The 22,302-nt window shown below is 48.5% G+C and carries 19 protein-coding genes and 1 tRNA gene; 19 read left to right on the forward strand and 1 reads right to left on the reverse strand.

Going from position 1 to position 22,302, the window contains the following annotated elements; all coding sequences use genetic code 11:
- The first annotated feature begins 318 nt into the window (after positions 1–318).
- The 14 genes from glmU to IC21_RS15080 all read left to right on the forward strand — a co-directional run bounded on the left by glmU (position 319) and on the right by IC21_RS15080 (position 14,741).
- Positions 319–1,695, forward strand: coding sequence for a bifunctional UDP-N-acetylglucosamine diphosphorylase/glucosamine-1-phosphate N-acetyltransferase GlmU (gene glmU, locus IC21_RS15010; RefSeq protein ID WP_029141892.1), 1,377 nt, complete (start codon positions 319–321; stop codon positions 1,693–1,695).
- Between the two features lie 13 nt (positions 1,696–1,708).
- Positions 1,709–2,671 carry a ribose-phosphate diphosphokinase gene (locus IC21_RS15015; protein ID WP_019722084.1) on the forward strand — a complete coding sequence of 321 codons (963 nt, stop codon included), beginning with the start codon at positions 1,709–1,711 and terminating at the stop codon, positions 2,669–2,671.
- Between the two features lie 201 nt (positions 2,672–2,872).
- A complete protein-coding gene (locus tag IC21_RS15020; protein WP_029141891.1) occupies positions 2,873–3,502 on the forward strand; it encodes a 50S ribosomal protein L25/general stress protein Ctc in 630 nt (209 codons plus the stop codon).
- Positions 3,503–4,022: 520 nt separating this feature from the next.
- The gene (gene pth / locus IC21_RS15025; RefSeq protein ID WP_029141890.1) at positions 4,023–4,580 is read left to right on the forward strand and encodes an aminoacyl-tRNA hydrolase; all 558 of its coding nucleotides are present in this window, start codon (positions 4,023–4,025) and stop codon (positions 4,578–4,580) included.
- A gap of 135 nt (positions 4,581–4,715) precedes the next feature.
- Complete coding sequence (locus IC21_RS15030; protein WP_029141889.1) at positions 4,716–4,940, forward strand: anti-sigma-F factor Fin family protein; 225 nt, start codon at positions 4,716–4,718, stop codon at positions 4,938–4,940.
- A 145-nt stretch (positions 4,941–5,085) separates the two neighbouring features.
- On the forward strand, positions 5,086–8,622 hold the full coding sequence (mfd, locus tag IC21_RS15035) for a transcription-repair coupling factor (RefSeq protein ID WP_029141888.1): 3,537 nt from the start codon (positions 5,086–5,088) through the stop codon (positions 8,620–8,622).
- A 291-nt stretch (positions 8,623–8,913) separates the two neighbouring features.
- On the forward strand, positions 8,914–9,450 hold the full coding sequence (spoVT, locus tag IC21_RS15045; protein WP_013858007.1) for a stage V sporulation protein T: 537 nt from the start codon (positions 8,914–8,916) through the stop codon (positions 9,448–9,450).
- A 191-nt stretch (positions 9,451–9,641) separates the two neighbouring features.
- Entirely contained in the window at positions 9,642–11,261 is a 1,620-nt protein-coding gene (locus IC21_RS15050; RefSeq protein WP_050996568.1) for a putative polysaccharide biosynthesis protein, read from the forward strand.
- On the forward strand, positions 11,242–12,315 hold the full coding sequence (locus IC21_RS15055) for a MazG family protein (protein WP_029141885.1): 1,074 nt from the start codon (positions 11,242–11,244) through the stop codon (positions 12,313–12,315). Before IC21_RS15050 ends, IC21_RS15055 begins: the two co-directional genes overlap by 20 nt.
- 24 nt (positions 12,316–12,339) lie before the next feature.
- Positions 12,340–12,600 (forward strand): RNA-binding S4 domain-containing protein, encoded by a 261-nt coding sequence (locus IC21_RS15060; RefSeq protein WP_277613379.1) that lies wholly within the window; start codon positions 12,340–12,342, stop codon positions 12,598–12,600.
- Between the two features lie 269 nt (positions 12,601–12,869).
- Positions 12,870–13,175, forward strand: a complete 306-nt coding sequence (gene yabP / locus IC21_RS15065) for a sporulation protein YabP (protein ID WP_017553419.1) — start codon at positions 12,870–12,872, stop codon at positions 13,173–13,175.
- On the forward strand, positions 13,172–13,801 hold the full coding sequence (gene yabQ, locus IC21_RS15070; protein WP_017553418.1) for a spore cortex biosynthesis protein YabQ: 630 nt from the start codon (positions 13,172–13,174) through the stop codon (positions 13,799–13,801). Before yabP ends, yabQ begins: the two co-directional genes overlap by 4 nt.
- 49 nt (positions 13,802–13,850) lie before the next feature.
- The gene (locus IC21_RS15075) at positions 13,851–14,246 is read left to right on the forward strand and encodes an FtsB family cell division protein (RefSeq protein ID WP_013858014.1); all 396 of its coding nucleotides are present in this window, start codon (positions 13,851–13,853) and stop codon (positions 14,244–14,246) included.
- A 72-nt stretch (positions 14,247–14,318) separates the two neighbouring features.
- The gene (locus IC21_RS15080) at positions 14,319–14,741 is read left to right on the forward strand and encodes a S1 domain-containing RNA-binding protein (protein ID WP_029141884.1); all 423 of its coding nucleotides are present in this window, start codon (positions 14,319–14,321) and stop codon (positions 14,739–14,741) included.
- Positions 14,742–14,915: 174 nt separating this feature from the next.
- On the opposite strand, the gene IC21_RS15085 is transcribed toward IC21_RS15080, so the two are convergent.
- A tRNA-Met gene (locus IC21_RS15085) sits at positions 14,916–14,989 on the reverse strand.
- A gap of 205 nt (positions 14,990–15,194) precedes the next feature.
- On the opposite strand from IC21_RS15085, the gene spoIIE reads away from it, so the two are divergent.
- The 5 genes from spoIIE to hpt all read left to right on the forward strand — a co-directional run bounded on the left by spoIIE (position 15,195) and on the right by hpt (position 22,189).
- Positions 15,195–17,681, forward strand: a complete 2,487-nt coding sequence (gene spoIIE, locus IC21_RS15090; RefSeq protein WP_013858017.1) for a stage II sporulation protein E — start codon at positions 15,195–15,197, stop codon at positions 17,679–17,681.
- A gap of 492 nt (positions 17,682–18,173) precedes the next feature.
- On the forward strand, positions 18,174–18,911 hold the full coding sequence (locus tag IC21_RS15095; RefSeq protein WP_013858018.1) for a VWA domain-containing protein: 738 nt from the start codon (positions 18,174–18,176) through the stop codon (positions 18,909–18,911).
- A complete protein-coding gene (gene prkT, locus IC21_RS15100) occupies positions 18,877–19,866 on the forward strand; it encodes a serine/threonine protein kinase PrkT (protein ID WP_013858019.1) in 990 nt (329 codons plus the stop codon). The genes IC21_RS15095 and prkT overlap by 35 nt, the downstream gene beginning before the upstream one ends.
- A gap of 354 nt (positions 19,867–20,220) precedes the next feature.
- A complete protein-coding gene (tilS, locus tag IC21_RS15105) occupies positions 20,221–21,657 on the forward strand; it encodes a tRNA lysidine(34) synthetase TilS (protein ID WP_013858020.1) in 1,437 nt (478 codons plus the stop codon).
- Entirely contained in the window at positions 21,641–22,189 is a 549-nt protein-coding gene (gene hpt / locus IC21_RS15110; RefSeq protein WP_013858021.1) for a hypoxanthine phosphoribosyltransferase, read from the forward strand. Before tilS ends, hpt begins: the two co-directional genes overlap by 17 nt.
- Positions 22,190–22,302: the final 113 nt, after the last annotated feature.

Below are 22,302 nucleotides of genomic sequence, written 5' to 3' on the forward strand. Positions count from 1 at the left end.
AAGTGGATACGGGTGAAAATCCATATGTAACCGTCAACCAGAAGACGGGCGATTTTCATGGATAATGAAGTTTCACAAAAAAGCCCCATAAAATGCCCCCCGCATAAAGCGGGGGTTTAATTCAGGGTTAGCATTATTTCTTTCATGCAAACAAAGTATGGGACTTAGATGGACTTAGATAAATAGAAAGGGCTGGCAATCCTCCCCAATCCATGCCCCAACATTCCCAATAATTGTAATATCCTGCCTTTCCTTGAAATATGCCCTTATTTACGATATATTTTTTTATGGATAATAAGGTTTATTGGGGGATCATAAATGACAAACAGATTCGCTGTAATCCTGGCTGCAGGCCAGGGTACCCGCATGAAGTCGAAATTGTACAAAGTGCTGCATCCCGTTTGCGGGAAACCCATGGTTGAACATGTTGCCAGCCAGGTTTTACAGCTTGAAACGGATAAGATTGTGACGGTGATCGGGCATGGTGCAGAACAGGTCCGCTCCTGCCTGGAAGGAAAAACCGCATTCGTCCTGCAAGAAGAACAGCTGGGCACAGGGCATGCCGTCCTGCAGGCAGAACCGGTTCTCGGCAACAAGGACGGGACCACTTTGGTTGTTTGCGGGGATACGCCGCTCCTTCAGGCGGAAACCTTAAAGGCCCTGTTTGAAGAACACGAACGGAAACAGGCAAAAGTGACCATTTTAACAGCAACGGCCCCCGACCCTGCCGGATACGGGCGGATCATCCGCAATGCGGCAGGCTTTGTGGAAAAAATTGTCGAACATAAAGATGCCAGCCCTGAAGAACAGCAGGTAAAGGAAATCAACACAGGCGTTTACTGCTTTGACAACCGGGCGCTTTTTGAAGCGTTGAAGCGCGTTTCCAACGATAATGCCCAGGGCGAATATTATCTTCCTGATGTGGTGGGCATTTTAAAATCGCAAGGGGAAACGGTTGTGGCTTACAAGACAGAAAGTATCGAAGAAACATTAGGGGTCAATGACCGGGTGCAACTTTCGGAAGCGGAAAGGATCATGAGAAAGCGCATCAATGAACGCCATATGCGTAACGGCGTGACCATTCTCGACCCTGCGCAAACTTACATTGAAGCGGATGTTGAAATCGGGCAGGACACGGTAATCTACCCGGGGACAAAGCTGTCCGGCAAAACAGTCATCGGGGAAGACTGCAAAATCGGCCCGAATTCCGACATTACAAATTGCGTGATCGGAAACGGAACAGAAGTCAGCCAGTCCGTTGCAGAAAACAGTGAAATTGGCGCTTCTGTCCATGTCGGCCCGTTTGCCCATATCCGGCCGGACTCCTCGATTTCCGATGAAGCGAAGATCGGCAATTTTGTGGAAGTAAAGAAATCAACAGTCGGCAAGGGCAGCAAAGCATCCCATTTGACGTACATAGGCGATGCGGAAGTCGGGGCAGGTGTCAATATCGGCTGCGGCACGATTACAGTGAATTATGACGGGAAACATAAATTTAAAACGGTCATAGAAGACGGCGCGTTTGTCGGGTGCAACTCCAATCTGATTGCGCCGGTTACAGTCGGGGAAAATGCTTATATTGCAGCAGGCTCGACCATTACAGATGATGTCCCGGGCGAAGCATTGTCCATTGCGCGCGCACGCCAGGTGAACAAGGAAAACTATGTCCAGAAGTTAAAACATAAACAACAATAATTGGAGGTCCATCATGTCTAACCAGTATTTAGATCCGAATTTAAAGATTTTCACCCTGAACTCCAACCCGAAACTTGCCAAGGAAATTGCCAACGTTGTCGGAGTCGAACTTGGAAAATGTTCCGTTTCACAATTCAGCGACGGGGAAATCCAGATCAATATTGAAGAAAGCATCCGTGGTTGCGATGTTTATGTGATACAGTCGACAAGCGATCCTGTCAATGAACATATGATGGAACTTCTGATTATGGTTGATGCTTTAAAACGGGCATCGGCACGGACCATTAATCTTGTGATTCCTTACTATGGTTATGCGCGCCAGGACAGAAAAGCGCGTGCACGTGAACCGATTACCGCAAAACTGGTGGCGAACCTTCTCGAAACGGCCGGTGCGACAAGGGTCATTACCCTTGATCTGCACGCCCCGCAAATTCAAGGGTTTTTTGACATTCCGATCGACCACCTGATGGGCGTTCCAATTATTGCAAAGTATTTTGAAGATAAAGGATTCCAAGCGGAAGATATCGTTGTCGTTTCCCCTGACCATGGCGGTGTCACCCGTGCGCGCAAACTGGCTGAACGTTTAAAAACGCCGATCGCCATTATCGACAAACGCCGCCCGCGCCCGAATGTGGCGGAGGTAATGAATATTGTTGGAAATGTTGACGGAAAAATTTGCATCATTATTGATGATATTATTGACACGGCAGGCACGATTACGCTTGCGGCAAAAGCGCTGATTGAAAGCGGCGCAAAAGAAGTGTACGCCAGCTGCACTCATCCGGTTTTATCCGGGCCGGCGATTGAACGGATTAACAATTCCCCGATTAAAGAACTGGTGGCGACCAATTCCATTAACATTCCGGAAGAACGAAAAAGTGAAAAACTGGTTGAATTGTCTGTAGCCCCGCTTTTGGGCGAAGCGATTATCCGTGTGCATGAAGACCAGTCCGTAAGCCCGTTGTTCGATATATGAAAGAATCCGGCGATTGGGGTATGAAAATATTTTTCAAAAGCAGTCCAAGTTTTCACAAGAAAAGCACGCGATCCTGCAAATCAGGAAAAGCCTCACTTATATCGGTAATTTTAAGCCATTTTTTCAAAACAGGTTTATAATGGATAATGGCAGGGTAAAGATATATTTGATGTTTGCTTAAACATTAGGAGGTCAATATTTATGGCAGATGTACTTGAAGCAAAAAAAAGGCAGGATAAACACCATTCTTCCAGCCGCCAGTTAAGAAGAAACGGCTGCATACCGGGTGTTGTTTACGGCTACCAGACGGAAAATACGCCAGTTTATGTCAATTACGCCGAGTTTGAAAAATTACTGCGCGAAAACGGGAGAAATGCGGTGCTTTCCCTGAATGTGAACGGGACACAGCGGAATGTGATGGTACATGAAGTGCAAACCGATCCTTTGAAAAATAAAATCATTCATGTCGATTTTCTTGCCGTCAATATGTCGGAAGATGTCGATGCCACTGTGCGCGTTGTCCTTTCTGAAGAAAGCGCCGGCGTAAAGGACGGCGGCGTGCTGCAGCAGGCACTGCATGAATTGTCGATTACAACAAAACCGGATCAAATTCCTGATGCCATTACGGTGGATGTTTCCAATCTGCAAGTTGGGGAAAACATTACTGTTGCGGACATCCGCGGACAGTATGGATTTACCATCAATCATGAAGATACGGAAACAATTTGCTCCGTTCTGCCGCCTCGCCAGGAAGAAGAAATCAGCACCGGCGAACAGCAGGAATCAGGGACGCCTGAAAATCTTGAAGGACGGGAAACAAGCGGAGCATAACATCCGGGTTTGTGAAAAAAAGGCGTATGAGCATACGCCTTTTTTTGCCGTCATGCCGGATCCTTTGCTAAGATAGAAAAGTATCCGCCGCGTTGTGTGTGAATTTTCATAAAATATTTTACGTTTTTTATGCACGAGCAAGCTTGCCGGGGGCAAATGATGGGGGCACAAAATGCGCCACTTGTTCCGTTCCTTTATTTTCAAGTGGCATGGAAGGCATGAGGAGCAGCATTTTCCGGGAAAAACTTGCCATATGCCCACAGTCCGGCCTGCTTGCACTTTTATCTGTCTTCGTGGATAATTAAAACAGGGTTTTACGTATGGAGAGAAACCGGCACGGGTGGAAAACGGGCGTGCCCTGTTTTTTGCCCGTTGCATGCACAAATGGGCTGCCTGTTGGCTGAAAAGGCATCACGGTAACATGATGCCTGGCCTTGCTGTCCCTTAAAAACGGCTGCAGGCAGTTTTCCTTAGCAGCTTATTTCATTTCAGCAGGGAATGAATCAATCGGGGTGTGAATATGAAATGTATTGTCGGGCTTGGAAATCCGGGAGCCCAATATGAACATACAAGGCATAACATCGGTTTTGAAGTGGTCAATCTGCTTGCAGAACGGCTGCAGGCCCCTTTTAAACAGTCGAAATTCAAGGGGTTGTGTGCAGAAACAACTGTAAACGGCGAAAAAGTGCTGCTTTTAAAACCGATGACATATATGAATTTATCCGGCGAGTCGGTCAAAGCAGCCATGGATTATTACCGCCTTGGCACCGGAGATTTGCTTGTCGTCTACGATGACCTCGATCTTCCGCCCGGCAAAATCCGCCTGCGGCAAAAAGGAAGCGCCGGCGGCCATAACGGAATCAAATCCATCATCCACCATCTTGGAACACAGGAGTTTAACCGGATCCGCATCGGTATTGGGCGGCCGGACAGAGATATCTACATGCCGGATTATGTGCTCGGCCGCTTTTCAAAAGAGGACCGGGTGAAAATGCAGCTGGCGGTTGAAAAAAGCGCCGATGCTTGCGAAGCTTGGCTGGAAAAGCCGTTCCCTGTCGTGATGAACCTTTATAATTGAGCCACCATTTATGCGGAATATGGGGAATTTCCGCGAAATTCCGCGGCCATTTCTTCCGTTTCTATAAAAAAACGAATAACCCCTTCCCATTGCGCCCATACTATATAAGGACGATATGAAAAAGGGGGCCGGAAGATGGCCGTTCATTACTATTGCCGGCACTGTGGCATAAAAATCGGCACCATCCCGGGTATCGAAGCAGACCGGATGGGACTTTTCTTTTTGACGAATGAGGAGCGGAAGGAAATGGTGCTTCCCCAGGAAGACGGGAGCGTCCGCATCCAGTCGATTTGCGAAGAATGCCAAGATTCATTTGAATGCGAACCCATATTTCATCAATACGGTTATTTAATCCAATAATCCGCTTTGGAAGGGAGTCCAAAGCATTTTTCTGTTTTGCTGCAGGAACATTTATGCTTTCTGCAGCTCCTTCCCGTTTAAATTTTACAAAACAGTGTGAATAGTAGAGAAAAGGAAATCGGATCAAGAGAGGAGTTGGCCCTTTTTGGACGGAATACAAAAAATGATCCTTGAACACAAGGAAGCAGAATCGGTCATAAGCGGCATAACGGCCGGTCTGAAAGAGCAGCTTGTTTCCGGGTTGTCCGGTTCCGCCCGCAGCGCTTTTATTGCTTCGGTCTATCAAAAAACGGAACAGCCGGCCATTGTGTTAACTTATAATCTATTACAGGCGCAAAAGTTGTATGATGATCTCCTGCAATTTATGGATGAAAGCGCCTTATTTCTGTATCCTGCAAATGAACTGATTGCGGCCGAACTGGGCGTGGCAAGCCCCGAACTGATGGCCCAACGGATAGATGTGCTGAATGCGTTACTATCGGGAAAAAATTGCCTGATCGTTGTCCCGATGGCCGGAATGCGGAAAATTTTGCCGCCGAAGACGGTTTGGGAAAAGTACCAGCTGCACTTCGAAACAGGAAAAGAAATTGAGCTTGATCGTGTATTGGAAATGCTTGTGGAAATGGGTTATACCCGGTCGGATATGGTCGATTCACCGGGAGATTTCAGTGTGCGCGGCGGAATTCTCGATATATACCCGCTGACAGAAGAAGACCCGGTCCGTATCGAATTATTTGACACCGAAGTAGACTCCATCCGGACGTTTTCCGCTGAAGACCAGCGTTCCCGGAATAAACTTTCTGCTGTCTCCATCGGGCCGGCGACGGAATATCCGGCAGGCCGCCCTTTGCTCATCAAAGCGGCCGGAGCCGTAAAAGAAGGGCTCAGCAAAACACTGGCTAAAATTAAAGATGACCAGGTCAAACAACTGCTTGCCCAAAACATCGGTTTTGACATCGAAAAGCTGAAAAACGGGGAAAAACCCGATCAAATTTTTAAATATTTATCGATTCTGTATGACCAGCCTGCCAGTCTCTTAGACTATGTGGAAACTTCCGGCATTTTGTTTTTGGATGAGTTCGGCCGGATCCAGGAAATGCAGGAGCGCCTCGATAAAGAAGAAGCTGAATGGTACACGGCGATGGTGGAAGAAGGTGAAATGATCTATGATTTGACCGTTTCCCATGCCTTAGATACACTGTTGTCAGGAAAAAAATGGAAGAAGCTCTATTTGTCACTGTTTTTGCGCCATATCCAAAATACAAATCCGCAAAACATTGTAAATATCGCTTGCAAACCGATGCAGTCGTTCCATGGGCAGATGCATGTGCTGAAGGCGGAAATCGAACGCTGGAAGAAAGGCCGTTTTACGGTGGTTTTCCTTGGTGCGGACAAAAACCGGGCTGAAAAAATCCAAAGTGTGCTGGAAGATTATGAGATTGAAGCTGCCTACGCGGCGGGTATCATCCCTGGGCATATCCAGGTGGCGGAAGGGAACCTGAACACCGGTTTTGAGCTTCCGATGTGCAAGCTTGCCGTCATTACGGAAGAAGAACTTTTCAATAAAAAGGCGAAGAAAAAAACGCGCCGGCAAAAGCTGTCCAATGCCGAGCGGATTAAAAACTATTCCGAGCTGAATGTAGGAGACTATGTGGTTCATGTCAACCATGGGATCGGGAAATATTTGGGGATTGTGACGCTTGAAATCAACGGCGTCCATAAAGACTATCTCCATATTAAGTACCAGGGTTCGGATAAGCTATATGTGCCGGTTGACCAGATCGACCTTGTCCAAAAATATGTCGGTTCGGAAGGAAAAGAGCCGAAACTTTACAAGCTGGGCGGCAGCGAATGGAAACGGGTTAAACGGAAAGTCCAGTCGTCCATCCAGGATATCGCGGACGACCTCGTCAAATTGTATGCGGAGAGGGAAGCATCAAGAGGGTTTGCCTTTTCTCCGGATGGGGATATGCAGCGTGAGTTCGAGGCGGCTTTTCCGTATAAAGAAACGGAAGACCAGCTCCGGTCGATCCAGGAAATCAAGCGGGACATGGAAAAAGAGAAACCGATGGACCGCCTGCTGTGCGGGGACGTCGGCTACGGCAAAACGGAAGTGGCCATCCGCGCCGCTTTTAAAGCAGTGATGGACGGCAAGCAAGTGGCCATGCTTGTGCCGACCACCATCCTTGCCCAGCAGCATTTTGAAACGGTCACGGAAAGGTTCCATGGCTATCCGATAAAAGTCGGGCTGTTGAGCCGTTTCCGGACGCGGAAAGAGCAGAATGAAACGATTAAAGGCTTGCGCAACGGGACGATTGATATGGTGATCGGCACGCACCGGCTGCTTTCAAAAGATATCCAGTTCCGTGATCTGGGCCTCTTGATCATTGACGAGGAGCAGCGGTTCGGTGTCAGCCATAAGGAAAAAATCAAGAAATTAAAGACGAATGTCGACGTGCTGACCCTGACCGCAACGCCAATCCCAAGGACGCTGCATATGTCCATGGTCGGCGTGCGGGATCTGTCTGTTATTGAAACGCCGCCTGAGAACCGTTTCCCGGTGCAAACTTACGTGCTGGAATATAATGACCAGATGGTGCGGGAAGCGATCGAACGCGAACTGGCGCGGGACGGGCAGGTGTACTTTTTGTATAACCGGATTGAAGATATTGAGCGGAAGGCGGAGGAAATTGCGCGGCTTGTTCCCGATGCGCGCGTGGCGTATGCCCACGGCCGGATGACAGAATCCCAGCTTGAAACGGTCATTCTCGGTTTTCTTGAAGGCGAATATGATGTGCTTGTGACGACGACGATTATTGAGACAGGCGTGGACATCCCGAATGTCAACACCTTGATCGTCAATGATGCGGACCGGATGGGGCTGTCGCAATTATACCAGCTGCGCGGGCGTGTCGGGCGGTCCAACCGGGTAGCGTATGCTTATTTTACGTACAGAAAAGACAAGGTGCTGGCGGAAGCGTCGGAAAAAAGGCTGCAGGCGATTAAAGAATTTACGGAACTCGGATCCGGCTTTAAAATTGCGATGCGCGACTTGTCCATCCGCGGCGCCGGCAACCTGCTGGGCGCACAACAGCACGGGTTCATCGATTCGGTCGGTTTCGATTTGTATTCGCAAATGCTGAAGGAAGCGATCGAAGCACGGAAAGGGACAGACGGCGCAGAGGAAAAACTGCCGCCATTTGAAGTCGAACTCGAAATTGATGCGTATATTCCGGATGCCTATATTAAAGACGGATACCAGAAAATTGAAATGTATAAACGGTTCAGAGGCATTGAGATGATTGAAGATATTGAAGAATTAAAAGAAGAGATGATTGACCGTTTCGGCGAGTATCCGCAGCAGGTGAGCGACCTGTTTACGATTGCGGCGATGAAAGTATACGCCAAAGAAGCGATGCTTTCATCGATTAAACAAAACAAGCAATTGATTACGATTTTAATGTCCGAAAAAGGCTCGAAACAGGTAAACGGCCCGAAAGTCGTGGACATTGTGAGAAAATACGGGCGTTCGGCCGGATTCGGCATGGAAGGCAACCAGCTGAAAATTACGCTGGATATTAAAAAAAGCAAGGGACATGAGTGGCTTTACACCTGCACGGAAATGATCCGGGAACTGCGGGGTGCCTTCGAAAGGGCCGAAACGACGAGCGCTTCCCGGTAAGTTGGAGGCTAAAACCTGAAGGAGCGGCTTTTTGGCAAAGGCCTGTTTGTAAAAGCACGGAACAGCGGTTTGTTCCGTGCTTTTTATGGTTCTTGATGTTTGCCGTGGAAAAATTCCGGGAAAAAGATAGAGAAGAATTGGAAATCAATCCAATCGATAGCAATTGTACAAAAAACGTTCATGATGTATAGAACTTGCCAGATGAAAGATACTAATGTCAACGTAGGTAAAGGATTCAAGAGCCATCTGAGGATGGAAAAAAATCATCTGATGAAAGTGAGGCAACTTTAGATGAAAGCAACTGGTATTGTTCGTCGTATTGATGATCTAGGCAGAGTTGTCATCCCGAAAGAGATACGAAGGACGCTTCGTATCCGTGAAGGGGACCCGCTTGAAATTTTTGTGGACCGCGACGGAGAAGTTATTTTGAAAAAATATTCGCCGATCAGTGAACTAAGTGATTTTGCCAAGGAGTATGCCGAAGCGCTGTATGACAGTTTAACGAGCCCTGTCCTGATCTGTGACCGGGATGCCGTGATTGCAGTCAGCGGCGGTTCAAAAAAAGAATACTTAAATAAAAGAAATGGCGAAGTGATCGAAAAAGTCATGGAGGACAGGATGCCGGTTTTATCAAAAGAAAAAGGGAAAACAGCGCTGGTGGACGGGGTGGAAGAGGAACTGGCTTCTTATACGATTGCCCCGATTGTCGCAAGCGGCGATCCGATTGGTGCTGTCGTCATTTTTTCAAAAGACCGCACGTTCGGGGAAGTGGAACAGAAATCGGCGGAAACGGCTGCCGGATTCCTGGCCCGCCAGATGGAACAGTAAGGCTTTTTTCTCCCGTTTTTTTCCGGGATTTTTTTGTCATCATTTGTTTTCACGCACGGCCAAAAAAGCGCAGGCAAAGGGTCTGCGTTTTTTTGATCTGTTTTTTCGCAGGTTGTCTGTAAGGCGCGTCTTGTATTCCCTTTTATGGTATAATACATTCGATTTTATTCTATGTACGGTGTTACGGCCGTGTGAAAGGCAGAAAAGACGTGCAGCAGGATCATGAGTCAAAAAAGCTTTTTCAAGGCATTCTGATTTTAACCTTGTCATCCGTCATTACGAAAATCCTCAGTGCAGTTTACCGCGTGCCGTTCCAAAATATTGTCGGCGATGTCGGTTTTTATATTTATCAGCAAGTGTATCCGATTTACGGGATTGTGATCGCACTCTCATCTTCCGGTTTTCCGGTTGCCGTTTCCAAAATGGTGGCGGAACGGGAAGCAGCGGGGGAAAACAGCCACCGCGCATTTTTAAACGCGGTATTCCTCACCCTCGGCTTATTCGGTTCCGGATTGTTTCTTGCCGTTTTTTTCACCGCAGGGAAACTGGCGGCGTGGATGGGGGATCCCCGTCTTTCTCCGCTTATCCGGACGGTTTCCTGTTCCTTTTTGCTGATGCCGGTCATTTCTGCGATCAGGGGTGTTTATCAGGGGCAAGGAAAGATGGTGCCGACTGCACTCAGCCAGGTGCTCGAACAGGCGGTCCGGGTTGCGGCCATTCTTCTTCTTTCCTTTTGGCTGGTCCACGGCGGTTTTTCGCTTTATGCAGCGGGGCAAGGGGCTGTGGCCGGTTCCGTGTTGGGGGGAGCGGTGTCTGCAGCAGTCCTTGTATTTTATCTGGTCAAGGGCGGCAGGCAGGAAAAGGCAGCCCGGCTCCTTGAATGGAAAGACGTAAAGCAGGCGGCCCGCTCCCTGTTTTGCGGCGGGATTGCGGTCTGTATCAGCGGCCTCGTCCTGGTTTTGTTCCAATTTGTCGATTCCCTCCATCTTTACGCGTTGTTAACAGACGCCGGCTGGGGGGCGGAAGCGGCAAAAAAACTAAAAGGCATTTACGACCGCGGACAGCCGTTTTTGCAGCTTGGTACAGTGGCAGCGTCTTCCTTTGCCCTGAACCTTGTCCCGGTGATTGCACTTGAATATAAGAAGGGCAGGCGAAAAAGCCTTGAAAAACAGGTGCAGGCTGCTTTAAAAATCAGCACGGCGGTCGGCGCGGGCGCTGCAGCCGGACTGATCGGGATCATGCCGTTTGCCAATACGATGCTGTTTGAAAACAGCGCGGGAACAGCTGTCCTGTCTGTTTTTTCGGTTTCCATTTTATTCAGCACCTGGATTTTGACATTGTCGGGGATTTTGCAGGGAATGGGGAAGGTGTACACTCCTGCAGTGGCCATTGCGGCAGGCGTCCTGTTGAAATATGGTTTGAACGAGATTTGGGTCCCCCGTTTCGGGACCATGGGCGCTTCCGCTGCCACCGTTGCCGCTTTAGGGTTTATTTCGCTTATATTGATGATAAAATTGGGTAAAGCCTATTTTCAAATGCTGCCGGCTCTATTTTTCGGCAAGCTCGCTCTCTCCCTTTTCGCCATGTCCGCTTGTTTGCAGCTTTGGCTCCGCCTGTTTGCCTACGGGCTTCCTGGCAGGGCGGCAAGCGTTCTGGCTGCTTTGGGGGGGACGGCAATCGGTGCGGCTGTTTTTCTATTTTGTGCCGCCCGGCTGCGTTTGCTGACGGATGAAGAATGGGGGCTTGTGCCTTTTGGAACAAAATTAGCCGGCCTGAAAGGAAAGAATCGGATTGGAAAACAAAAACCATAGCATTACCGTTGCCGGTCTCGGGGCCGGGGATATGGGCCAGCTTCCGCTCGGTGTATACAGGCAGCTGAAAGCAAACAAGAAAATTTTTCTGCGGACAAAAGAACATCCGGCCGTGCCGGAACTTGAACGGGAAGGGATGAAGTATACGGCATTTGATGACGTATACGAGCGCCACGACCAATTTGAAGCGGTATACGAAGAAATTGTGGGGATCCTTTTCCGGGAAGCGGAACATCAGGATATTCTTTATGCCGTGCCCGGCCACCCGTTTGTAGCGGAACGGACAGTGCAGCTGCTGTTCGAACAAAGCGCGGCGAAACAGACGGAGATCAAAATCGCGGGCGGGCATAGTTTTATCGATGCGCTGTTCGCTTCTGTCAGGGCGGATCCGATTGAGGGCTTTCAGCTTGTAGACGGCACTGCTTTAAACCCGCACGACATCCAGGCGGATCAGCATCTCGTAGTCGGGCAGGTGTATGATGCGTTGGCGGCTTCTGAAGTCAAGCTGGCCCTCATGGAAAAATATCCGGATGAACACCGGGTGGCAATCGTCCGCGCTGCCGGCAGTACGGACGAAACTGTCAAATGGCTGAAGCTGTATGAACTGGACCGCGGATTTGAGCTCAATAATTTAACGAGCGTCTACGTTCCGCCGCTTAAAGAGCAGGATTTGCGGGACTTCGCCGAACTGCGGCAAATCATCGCGGCTTTGCGCGCGCCGGATGGCTGTCCATGGAACCGGGCGCAAACCCATTTTTCGCTGAAAAAATATTTGGTTGAAGAGTGCGGGGAAGTGCTTTCGGCGATTGACAATGAAGATGAGGAAAACCTCGTTGAAGAGCTTGGCGATGTGCTGCTCCAGGTTTTGCTGCATGCGCAAATTGGCGAAGAGGAAGGCATGTTTACGATGGAAGATGTGATAGAAGGGCTTGCTTCAAAAATGATCCGGCGCCATCCGCATGTGTTTGGCAATGTGAAAGTCGAAAGCGCGGAAGAAGTCGCGCAAAACTGGGAGCGGATAAAAGCCGCCGAAAAACAGGAAAAACGGGAGTGAGGGATGGACATGGAAAACACGACAATGCGCCTCGATAAATTTTTAAAAGTCTCGCGGCTGATTAAACGGCGTACGCTTGCAAAAGAAGTCGCCGACCAGGGCAGAATCCAGATCAACGGCGTCCAGGCAAAAGCCAGTTCAAACGTGAAAACGGGGGATGAACTGACCATCCGTTTCGGCCAGAAAGTGGTCAAGGTGAAAGTGGAGAACTTAAGGGAGTCGACAAAAAAAGAAGACGCCGCCGGCATGTACACGATGATCAGTGAAACGCGGGTCAACGAATAAAAATGTTTCAGGGTGTCCCGAAGCTGTGAACCGGCTATGGGCGCTCTTTTTATTTTTCTGACAGAAACGCGCCCCCCGGGATATACGGGAGATGGGCCATACGCCCGATGCAGTTGCGGAATGGAAGCTTTGCGGGAAGGCGTTTCCGGAGGGCCGCGCGAATTCCGCATGGCCGTGCTTCCGTTTCGTGTGCCGTTCCCTTTTGGTCTTTTTTTGTCCGGACGGGCATAGTATAGTACAAAGTTTGGACAAGGAAAGTGGGGATCAGGATGAGTGACTTTTATAATACACCGCAAGGCAGCAAACCGGTTCTCCAGGAACACGATGTGATGATGCGCGGCCGCAAGCTGCTGGATATTACCGGCGTGAAACAGGTGGAAAGCTTTGACAATGAGGAGTTTTTGCTGGAAACGGTAATGGGTTTTCTCGCCATCCGCGGGCAGAATTTGCAAATGAAAAACCTGGATGTTGACAAAGGGGTCGTCTCGATAAAAGGGAAAGTGTTTGATCTTGTTTATTTGGATGACCATCACGGGGAGAAAGCTAAGGGACTCTTTAGCAAGCTGTTTAGATGAGCCTGAGCGTGCAATTTTATACGATGCTTGCCATGATCGCGATGGGAAGCTTTTTTGGCGGCACCCTTGATACGTATAACCGTTTTTTGCAAAGGCGGAACAGAAAGCGCTGGGTTGTCTTTGTCCATGATGTCCTTTTTTGGCTGTTCCAGAGCCTGCTGCTGTTTTATGTCCTGTTCCTGGTAAACGCCGGGGAAGTCCGGTTTTATATTTTTATCGCTCTCTTGTGCGGGTTTGCCGCTTACCAGGCATTATTCAAAAACGGTTACTTGAAGCTTTTGGAATGGTGCATCCAGGCAGCATGCCGCACTGGCCGGTTTACAGCCGGCATGTTCCGGCTTCTTGTTTTCCGCCCGGCCAAAGGATTTGTCCTTCTTTTGTTTGCCCTTTTTCTCGGCGCAGGGCGATTGCTTTATACGATTGTAAAAATGATGGCAAAAATGGTAATATGGATATTAAAGACCGGGCTTAAACCGTTTTCCGCACTGGGTGTTTTTTTATGGCGCATCAATCCGCTGCGCGCCTCTTTTGACCGTTTTTTTATGAAAACGGCAGGATTTTGGAAAACAATCCAGAATAAGTTTATCAAACTGAAAAACCGGATCGGCAGGTTTTTTAAAAGATAAGCCCGGTGGCTGTACTTTCCGCTCTGCCTAGGGCTTTTTAGGAGGGAGTATGTTGGGACGCAATATTGCTTCAATGGACAATGCTTATACGAAACAGCAATCGGTCAAAGAAAAAGTACTGGCAAGAAGGCGCAAGCTGCTTTTCCGGCGATTGGCGCTTTTCGGTGTTATGGCAGTGCTTGTTTCCGCACTGCTCGTCTCTACCCTAGTCTCACGGAACGCACAGCTCGCTGCAAAAAAAGAACAAAAAGCAAAGCTGGAGCACCAGGTAAGGGACATTGACAAGCAGCAGGCGATGCTTAGAAGCGAGATTAAGAAACTGAAAGATGATAACTATATTGCAAAACTCGCCCGCAGCGAATATTTCCTTTCCAAAAAAGGGGAGATCATCTTTAATCTGCCTGATTCCAAAAAGAATGCCCAAGAAGAAGACGTGTCTTATTGACACTCTTTTTTCATGTTCGTTATAATATGTTAAAGGTTGATTTTTTATCTTTTAAGGAGGAAAAATTTTTTTATGTCAATTGAAGCAGGCAGCAAGTTACAAGGTAAAGTAACAGGCATCACGCATTTCGGGGCTTTCGTCGAATTGCCGGACGGCTCAACCGGGCTGGTTCATATCAGTGAAGTTGCTGATAACTATGTAAAAGATATTCATGACCATTTAAAAGTCGGCGATATCGTTGAAGTAAAGGTGCTGAATGTCGAAAAAGACGGGAAAATCGGTTTGTCGATCCGCAAGGCGAAAGACCAGGCGCAGCAATCCCAATCCCAATCCCAGTCCCATCGGCCGCAAAGGCATGGCCGGGGAAATAACCGCGGAAAAGAAGATTTTGAATCCAAAATGGCGCGCTTTTTGAAAGACAGTGAAGATCGCCTGTCTTCGCTCAAACGAAATACAGAATCGAAACGCGGCGGCCGCGGCGCGAGAAGAGGCTAACTTGCTGTCTAGTTGACTCATATATCCGTATCATTGCTTTTCATTGGAGGGCGGAACCGGTTCAAACAGAAATGTTTGTCGGATCCGCTTTTTCTTTTTACTGTTTCGGACAAAAATCGCCGAATCACACGAAAAAAACCGGCCTTTAACGGGCCGGTTTTTTCAAAACGAATATAGCGGCGGAGGGGATCGAACCCCCGACCTCACGGGTATGAACCGTACGCTCTAGCCAGCTGAGCTACGCCGCCATGGCTTAAATGAAAAAGCACATTTTCTATAATAACGGCACTGCACCCATTTGTCAACTTCTCTTTTTAAAAAAAATTGTAAAATGCATCGCATATTTGTGGAAAAAGTCGAACTTTTCTTTGGTGTTGCATTGGAATTTTGACAAACTTTTAAAACTTGTCCTTTTATAATTGCTTGTATCAAAGTGATGAGGGGGAGTTTATGATGAATTTGGGGAAAGTTGAGCGGGGAATGATCGAGCAGGGGGGCCATGTGGATCTTGAGGAAACAAAAAAAGAGTTTGCGAAAGGGTGGAAGCAGCTCCGGGGGAAATTTGAATCGTTGTTTATCCAAAAAGGCATCAGCCTTTTGATCATCGGCTTTTTGCTGGGAAGGGCCCTTATTTTGTCCCATTTTACGCCGTTTGCATTGCCCTTTTTCGCAGCTGTCTATGTGATGAAACGGGATAAGGCGCCCATCACGCTGCTCGGCCTCACTGCGGGCGGATTAACATTATCCGTTGCGAACGGGATGTACACGCTGGCTTCGACCATCCTCTTTATTCTTGTATTCAGGTTGTTCGGCAAATACCATAAAGAGGAAACACGGGTGCTGCCCTTTTACATCTTTGCTGTCTCGCTCGTTTCAAAATGCGCTTATCTTTATCTTCAGCAGCAGTTCCAGCTCTCTTTTTATGACGGCCTGATGGCGGGTGTGGAATCGTGCTTAACCTTTATCCTTACCATGATATTTATGCAAAGCATTCCAATCTTATCACAAACAAGGCGAAAAAAAACATTAAAGACGGAGGAAGTCGTCAGCCTCATCATTGTGCTCGCGTCCGTTTTGACCGGGACAATCGGCTGGACGGTGAACGGGCTGTCCGTCGAGCATATTTTTTCGCGCTATCTTGTCCTGCTGTTTGCGTTTGTCGGCGGTGCGACGGTCGGTTCCACTGTCGGGGTTGTGACCGGCCTCATTTTCAGCCTCGCCAACGTGTCCAGCTTTTATCAAATGAGCCTGCTTGCGTTCGCAGGGCTCCTGTGCGGATTGTTAAAAGAAGGGAAGCGTGGGGGTGCTGCTGCCGGGATGCTTGTTGCTACCCTGCTGATTACGATGTACGGCGATGCCGGGGCGTCTTTAAGCGCTGCGCTGTATGAAACATGCGTGAGCATTGCCCTTTTCTTTTTAACGCCGTCCCCGTTTACGGCCAAAATGGCGCGGCATATCCCGGGGACAGCCGAATATATGAAGGAGCAGCAGCAATATTTAAGGAAAGTGCGCGATGTGACGGTTCACCGCGTGGAGCAGTTCTCGTCCGTTTTTCAGGCGCTGTCCAAAAGCTTTTCGCAGTATGACCATACGAAAGAAGAGGAGGACCGCGAACGGGATCTGGATTATTTTTTCAGCAATGTCACGGAACGGACATGCCAGACCTGCTTCAAAAAAGAGCAGTGCTGGGCGAAAAACTTTGATAAGACATATGATTTGATGAAAATGACGATGGAGGACCTGAGTGAAAGGGACGGAGCGGTTTCGAGGCGTGTCCATCGCGAATTGGAGAAACATTGTGTCAGGGCCCAAAAAGTGGAAGAGGCGATCAACCAGGAATTGACGTTTTACCAGGCCAATCAAAAGTTCAAAAAAATGATCAAAGAAAGCCGGAAAATCGTCGCAGAACAGCTGCAGGGCGTTTCGGAAGTCATGGGGGATTTTGCAAAGGAAATTCAGCGGGAGCGCGAGAACCATCAGCGGCAGGAAGAAATGATTCTTGAGTCATTACAGGACTTCGGGCTCGATATTGACCAGGTGGAAATTTACAGCCTGGAGTCGGGCAATATTGACATTGATATAACCTTGCCGCAGTACAGTGGCTATGGCGAATGCGAAAAGATCATCGCGCCAATGCTTTCCGATATATTAGGGGAAACAATTGTTGTCCAGAAAGAAGAGTTCGGTTCGCAGTCGGGCGGGCTTGGCTATGTGACATTCCGTTCGGCAAGGGCGTTTGTCGTCGACACTGGTGTGGCGCATGCCGCAAAAGGAGGCGGTTTTATATCCGGTGACAGTTATTCAATGATCGAGCTTGGCTCAAGAAAGTATGCCATTGCCATCAGTGACGGCATGGGAAACGGCGAGCGCGCCCATCACGAAAGCAATGAGACACTGAGGCTTTTGCGGCAGATTTTGGAATCGGGCATAGAAGAAAAAATTGCGATCAAATCGGTGAACTCCATTCTGGCGCTGAGGACGCAGGAAGAAGTATTTTCCACGCTTGATCTGGCGATGATCGACCTGCAGGATGCAAGCAGCAAATTTTTAAAAATCGGATCGACGCCGAGTTTTATCAAACGCGGCGATAAAGTGATCAAAATTGAATCCGGGAATTTGCCGATGGGCATGATCCAGGAATTTGATGTGGATGTCGTTTCCCGGCAGCTGAAAGCCGGCGATATTTTAATCATGATGAGTGACGGGATTTTGGAAGGCCCGCGTTACATTGAAAACCCGGAATTATGGATTAAGCGGAAAATCCGGGAGCTGGAAACGGAAAATCCCCAGGAAATTGCCGACCTGCTCATAGAAGAAGTGATCCGTTCGCGATCCGGTTTAATTGAAGATGATATGACGGTCGTCGTTGCAAAAATCAAACACAATACGCCGAAATGGGCGGCTATCCCGGTCAGCAAAGGAAAAAAAATGATCTCTTAGATGCCGTGCCACACTGAATGCGATACGTGCTGAAACGGCCGGGCCAAAACGGCGGCTGCAAGCAGAAACAGCGCACGTGTCCACGATCAGCTAAAAATGCGGTACGGAAAGGATAAAATTGAATATTCAGGCGGGGCACCTATGCTAAAGCGTGCAGGGCGGGCAAAAGGGTGAACATCAGCTGCCGCACATTTTCAGGACAGAAGCCTGTGCCGCAATGAACGCGGCAACAGGAGAAAAGGAATGAACATCAACGGGCACCATTTTTCAGGATAGAAAAGGAGGCGGGCGGCCGGATAAGGGAATTTCGTTAGGATTGGAACGTTTGCTTGATAAAGCGCCCGAATTTCAGGCGGGCACTTTACAAGCGAAGATACGTCTGAAAAGCGGGAATTAAATAGAAGAAGCGGAAGGCAACGGTATATATTTTCTCCCGATTGTCGATGATGGTAAAAACGCAAGAAATGCCGTCAATGACAAGGAGGAGAAAAGATGAATGCAGGCACTTTAAAACAAATTTTGCTGATTACGGACGGATGTTCAAACCAAGGGGGTGATCCGGCTGCAGCTGCGGCACTGGCAAGGGAAGCAGGCATAACCATTAATGTAATTGGCGTCATGGAACGGGATATCATTGATGAAAAAGGGGCAGCGGAAATTCAAAATATCGCCATGTCAGGGGGCGGCGTCAGCCAGATCGTATATACGAAACAATTATCGCAAACTGTGCAAATGGTCACACGGAAAGCGATGACCCAGACGATTCAGGGAATCGTGAACAAGGAATTAAAACACATTTTGGGAAGTAACGGATCCATTGAAGCACTGCCGCCTGAAAAACGCGGCGATGTGTTGGAGGTGGTGGATGAGCTGGGGGAAACAGTGGATTTGGACATTCTTGTGCTCGTCGATACAAGCGCAAGCATGAAACCGAAGCTTGAGACGGTAAAAGAAGCTTTGCTTGATTTGTCTTTAAGCCTGAATGCGCGGATGGGAAATAACCAATTTTCAGTTTTTATATTTCCTGGGAAAAGGAAAGAGACGGAGAAACTGCTTGACTGGACACCGAAACTGGAATCGCTGGCGGCAATATTTCCGAAACTGCAGACAGGCGGGATTACGCCGACAGGGCCGGCCATTCATGAGGCGATCCGCCATTTTGACCGGAAAAGGAAGCTGAGGGGATATCATACGCATGATGACGGACAATACTTTGAAGAATCCATTTAATGATCCGCCGGGTACGGTTGTGACGGGGAAATGGCATAAAAACCGGTACAGATTGCTAAAGCGCCTTGGGGCCGGTGCAAATGGCGCTGTATATCTGGCGGAATCGGCGGCCGGTCTGGTTGCATTAAAAGCCGGTGTGAGCACTGCCCAGGTGGCCTCCGAGTCCAGCGTACTAAAAACCATATCCAAGGCCCGGGGGCAGTCCCTCGGGCCTTCCTTTTTGGAAGCGGATGACTGGGAACGCGGGCGGGAGGTCATTCCCTTTTATGTCATGGAATATATAGAAGGCCCGGACCTGCTTTCCTTTGTTTCCGGGAAAGGTTTTTCCTGGGCGGCAGTGCTTGTGATCCAGCTTCTTTCCGATTTGCAGCATTTGCATGAACAGGGATGGATTTTCGGGGATTTGAAGCCCGAAAACTTGCTGGTCGGGACGCCTGGAAACAGGATCCGCTGCATTGACCCGGGCGGGATGACAAAGATCGGGCGTTCTGTAAAAGAATTTACGGAGTTTTTTGACAGGGGTTACTGGGGGTTGGGATCGCGGAAAGCCGAGCCCTCCTATGATTTGTTTTCCGCCGCAATGGTGATGATCAATCTCGCTTATCCGAACCGGTTTTTAAAAAAACAGGCAAATGGCTTCCCGCAGCTGATGGCGGCGGTCAGGCAACATGCCGGGCTGTGCAAATTTGAGGCGGTGCTGCGGAAAGCGCTGGGGGGTGGATACCAGACAGCTTTTGAAATGAGGCAGGACATGCTTAATCTGCTGACTGCGGACGGAGAAAAGAAGAAAGCCAAAACAACGCACAGGCCGGAAAAACAAAAACCCGGACAGTCTCGTTCAAAAAGGCGCAGATTCCGAAAATTTAAAAGGTTCGTGGCTGCCATGATGATCATCTTGATGATCTCTATGTTATACTGGTATTATACTTACGGACAAACCAGCATCCCTTTTTAAATATCCACAAATTTATGCCGGTTCATGCGGCGGCTCCTTGTCCGGGATTTCAGCATGGGCGAAAAGATGCGCGCAGCGGCAACATGCGGGTACGGGCAAGGATGGCCATCACATGTTTTATTGAGACAGGCGCCTTTTTATAAAGAAAAGCATCGCAAATTTCTGGCCGTTTAAAAATGACAGCGCAAATTTTTACGAAAACGTCCATGCCGCAAGATCAGCGCCAAAGGGGTGGAAATAAATGTTCAGGATAAATACACCGGCACCCATTCTCAAGGCGGAATATGTTTAGAAATTTGGAAATGCCCGTGTTACAATGGAAATAACAAAACGGTACCGAAAAGGACAGGTTTTATGCTCGCATTTGAGGACAACGTATTCCATTTTATCAGGAAACACCAGCTGATTGAGGCGGGAGACCATTTGCTCGTAGCGGTTTCCGGCGGGCCGGATTCCCTTGCGCTCCTCCACTTTCTCACTTCGCGGATAGAGCGCTTCCGTGTAAAGATAACAGCCGCCCATGTCAACCATATGCTAAGAGGGGAAGCGTCCCGTAAAGACCTTTTGTTTGTCAAAAGCTTCTGTGAATCTTGCCGTATCGGTTGTGAAACGGCAGAAATCCCGGTGCTGGAAAAAGCGGAGGAAGAAGGCCTTGGCATTGAAGAGGCAGCGAGAAAATACCGGTACGCTTTTCTCGCTGAAGCAATGGAGAAAACCGGCGCCAATAAAGTTGTACTGGGCCACCATGGCGATGACCAGATGGAAACGGTGCTTATGCGGCTTACCAGGGGCGCAGGCGGAAAGGGAAGGGCAGGCATTCCGTTTCGCCGGCCGTTTGCAAAGGGTGACATCATCCGCCCGCTGTTGGGCACGGCCAAAAAAGAAATCATAGATTACTGCGCCCATTATCATCTGGAGCCGCGCACCGATGAAAGCAACGCATCCCCCGCCTTTGCAAGAAACCGGTTTCGCGCGTCCGTACTGCCTTTTCTACAAAAAGAAAACCCGCGGGCCCATTTGCATTTTCAAAGATTCAGTGAAGAGCTTTTGGAAGATGAAACCTATCTTTACGGGCTGGCGCAGGAGAAATTAAAGCAGATGGCGGAAACAGGGCCCGGAACTTGCACGCTCGATCTCCGGAAGTTCAAAGAGATGCCTATGCCTTTACAAAGGCGGGCGATTCATCTAATATTAAAATATCTTTACAATGAAGACATAAAAGACGTCACAGCGATACATACAGATGCCGTTTTAAAACTGGCTTCAGGCTCCAATCCGTCCGGGAGCGCCGATCTCCCCGGCGGATTAAAGGCTGTAAGGGATTACGGGCGCATGGCCTTTTCTTTCGGGCGCCGCCCCGCCCGTTCTGCATATCAATACGTCTTGGATGAAGGGATGAAGATTGATCTGCCGAACGGGTATACGATAAAGCTTGTAAAAAGCAAAATTTCATATTCATCCCTGCCAAAGAATATGCTATTATTACACATAAACGACACTTCTCTCCCCCTTATTGTCCGTACAAGGAAACCGGGGGACAGAATTGAAGCAAAAGGACTAAATGGTTCAAAAAAGGTAAAAGATATATTTATTGATGAGAAAATTTCAAAGCCGGAGCGGGATTTGTGGCCGGTTGTAACCGATTCAAAAGGGAACATCCTGTGGCTTCCGAATCTGAAAAAAGCAAAATTTGAATCCGGGCTTATTTTACCTGATGAAACCTATTATGTCGTGCACTATTGTAAGCAAACAACTTCTAGGGGGCAATCGCAAGATGAATCAGGATATTGAAAAAATCCTAATTGCAGAAGAGGAAGTCCAGCGAAAAGTAAAGGAATTGGGGGAGCAGCTGACGAAGGAGTATGATGGCAGATTTCCGCTTGCAATCGGGGTATTAAAAGGCGCCATGATGTTTATGGCCGATCTTGTCAAGCATATTGATACATATTTGGAAATGGATTTTATGGACGTATCGAGCTACGGGAATTCCACTGTTTCATCCGGGGAAGTCAAAATCTTAAAAGACTTGGATACCTCGGTGGAAGGGCGCGATGTCTTGATTATTGAAGACATTATTGACAGCGGGATGACGCTCAGTTACCTGGTTGAATTGTTCCGCTACCGGAAAGCAAAATCCATTAAAATCGTCACATTGCTCGACAAACCATCGGGACGGAAAGCGGACATCCAGGCTGACTACGTCGGTTTCATTGTCCCGGATGAATTCGTTGTCGGATACGGCCTTGATTATGCGGAAAAATACCGCAACCTTCCGTATATCGGCATCCTGAAGCCGGCTGTTTATACCCATGAGGGGGAATAAGAATTCCGGAAAAAGAGGACTATCCTTGTGAAATTCAGGCTATATGTATGGAAAAGCAGACGGTCTGTGAAAAAAAGATGAAAAACGGGTGCAAAATATTGTTAAATTAAAAA

The sequence above is a fragment of the Heyndrickxia coagulans DSM 1 = ATCC 7050 genome (assembly GCF_000290615.1).
GTDB lineage: Bacteria > Bacillota > Bacilli > Bacillales > Bacillaceae_C > Weizmannia > Weizmannia coagulans.